The organism is Rhizobium sp. LjRoot98 (assembly GCF_964252935.1).
Classification (GTDB): Bacteria; Pseudomonadota; Alphaproteobacteria; order Rhizobiales; family Rhizobiaceae; genus Pararhizobium.
The window spans coordinates 1-1,186 of the sequence record NZ_CAXUPW020000052.1; the positions used below are offsets into that span (position 1 = coordinate 1).

Below are 1,186 nucleotides of genomic sequence, written 5' to 3' on the forward strand. Positions count from 1 at the left end.
GGCGAACTTCGCGGGGCAGAAGCCTTCTCCTTCTTGCAGGCGATCAATACCGGCCATCCCGGCTCGCTGACTACAGTGCACGCGAATTCGGGGCGATCGGCCTATGAGCGCTTGGCGTTGATGGTCATGCAAAGCGGCATGGACCTGAAAAAACAGGAGATCATCGACTACCTCAAAGAGGTTATTCCGATCGTCGTTCAGCTCGCGCGCACGCCGGATGGACGCAGGGTAGTTTCGGAGATCGTGTTCACCAAGGCGGATGCGCTATGAACCCAGCCCTCCTGCTGTTTGGCGCTCTCATTGCCGTAGCCACGGCTGCGTTTGTGGCGTCGCTTGCCTATGCTGGCCTCTACTATGCCTTTGACAATGCGACATGGATGTTTCAGGCGCTGCAGGACGATCTTCTGGCTTCGTACAAGGCTGCACGTCTCGATCTCTATGCCGGTGAGTGGCACCGGCCGGCGATCGCAGCCGGCGCGGGTTTTGTTGCCGGCGCCGCGATGCTGATCACGCTTGCGACGGGGAAAAAGAAATCCACCGATGCGCGCTTCCTCAGCACGATGGAGGCGCGCGCCCTCGGCCTGACGCGCACCGGTGGCGTGTTCGTTGGCAGAATCGGCGGCAGCCTGATCAAAGTCCCTGGAGGCTTTACCCAACGTGGCTCCGGCAGGCGGCGGCTGACAAAGCCGAAGCTGTTCGGCGGCAAAAAGCTTTGGATCGATGGTGATGACGTCGGCGGCTTTGTCATCGGTCCGCCGCGTTCGGGTAAGGGCGCATCGCTGATCGTCCCCAATTGTCTCCTCTGGCCAGACAGCATCGTCGTTCTCGATATGCGCGGCGAGACCTATGAGGCCACGGCCGGCTACCGGTCGAAATTCTCACGCGTGTTGCGCTTTTCGCCAGCCGACGAGAATGGCGATACGGAATGCTACAATCCCCTCGACTTCGTCGCCATTGATCCCGATCAGCGCGACATCGATATCAATTCGATCGCGACCGCCCTTTTACCGACACCAAGGGGCGATGCCTACTGGATTTCCGATGCGCGTGCTCTGTTTGCCGGTGTCACCTCTTGGGTTTTGGAAAATCCTGACATCCCCGACAAAGACAAAAATCTCGGAACGGTTCTCAATGTCGTCGAAGGTGGCGATCAGCCGCTGCGCGAGTGGTTGGAGGAGGTTGCCAA

Annotated in this window: 2 protein-coding genes; both read left to right on the plus strand. The window is 59.4% G+C overall.

Annotated elements, in window-relative coordinates:
• The coding region (locus ACSQ3J_RS31295; protein WP_436041196.1) for an ATPase, T2SS/T4P/T4SS family at positions 1–270 on the plus strand (270 nt) is incomplete at its 5' end.
• On the plus strand, positions 267–1,186 hold a 920-nt coding region (locus tag ACSQ3J_RS31300; protein ID WP_436041198.1), incomplete at its 3' end, for a type IV secretory system conjugative DNA transfer family protein. The genes ACSQ3J_RS31295 and ACSQ3J_RS31300, both read left to right, overlap by 4 nt.